General features: G+C 50.9%; 1 protein-coding gene. It reads right to left on the bottom strand.

Annotated features, from left to right (window positions below):
• A protein-coding gene (locus HX778_RS24705; protein ID WP_176983336.1) for an IS3 family transposase occupies positions 1–1264 on the bottom strand; the annotation gives its coding sequence in 2 pieces (ribosomal slippage) (positions 1–887 and positions 887–1264; 1265 coding nt annotated over the 2 pieces). This gene is flagged as partial in the annotation.

The raw sequence follows: 1264 nt of genomic DNA, 5'->3' as shown, positions 1-1264 counted from the left end.
TTAAGCGGCTATCGGGGTCTGGGTTCGGTATTCTACCGGACTCAGGCCTTTTAATTTCAGACTGATCCGCTCGTTGTTATAGTAATGGATATAGTCCTCTATCGCCTTCCTCAGTTCATTCAGATCGCTGAACCTGTTCAGGTAAAAACACTCCGATTTCAGTGTGCCGAAGAAGTTCTCCATCACCGCATTATCCAGACAGTTTCCTTTGCGCGACATACTTTGTGTCATGCCCTGTGCCTTTAACCTTGCCTGATAGCCTGCCATTCGATATTGCCAGCCCTGATCCGTGTGCAGCAAGGGGCTATCTTCCGGGCTGAGCTTCAGGAACGCATCGCGCAGCATGCTATTAACCATCTCCATCACCGGCCTTTCCGACAGGCTGTAGGAGATAATCTCCCGGTTAAACAGATCGAGAACCGGCGACAGATACAGCTTTTTACCCTGTACTGAGAACTCGGTGACATCCGTGACCCATTTTTCGTTGGCTTTCGATGCCCCGAAGTTCCGGCCCAGGATATTGGGTGCAGCCTTGCCCACTTCCCCTTTCCAGGCACGATATTTCTTCACCCTTATCAGAGAGCGGAGCGACAGTTCTGCCATCAGCCGCTGTACAGTTTTATGGTTCACCAGCAGACCCTGCCTTCTCAGCGAGAGCGTGATCCTGCGGTAGCCATAACGCCCTTTGTGATAGTGATAAATCTCTCTGATTTTGGCTTTCAGCCCGGCATGCCTGTCTGCTCGCTTCAGCGCATTGATATTGTGATACCACGTACTGCGGGACATGCCCGCTGCACGAAGAAGATCACTGAGCGCATACTCCAGCCTTAGTTCGTTGATTATTGCGGCTTTCCGCCGTTTTTCTCGCTTTGAACTAAGGCCTTCAGCTTTTTTAGATAGGCATTCTCTGCTCGCAGGTAACGAAGTTCAGCCCGCAACTCTTCGGGAGATAACTTATCCAGCGCAGCATCGGTAAGTGGAGGTGTTTTTTTGGGTTTTGTCATGTCCTTGCTCCGGCCAGGTTTTATGCTCAGAAGTCCTTTTTCACCTGCGTCTTTGTAGACATTCACCCAGTGCCGGACAACGGTTTCAGTGGAGATATTAAACCGTGCGGCAGCTTCGCGCATCGAAAGTTCTTCAGCGAGAACCGTGCGTACGACAGCAATCCGGAACGCCGGAGAATGGCGGTCATTTTTCCAGGTAATGCCATCAATACCGTGGAGTTGCCAGGCTCTTACCCAGCGTCGCACTGATGTTCTTTCAA

The organism is Cedecea sp. P7760 (assembly GCF_013386425.1).
Classification (GTDB): Bacteria; Pseudomonadota; Gammaproteobacteria; order Enterobacterales; family Enterobacteriaceae; genus Cedecea; species Cedecea selenatireducens.
This window is presented reverse-complemented; position numbering and strand designations above follow the sequence as displayed.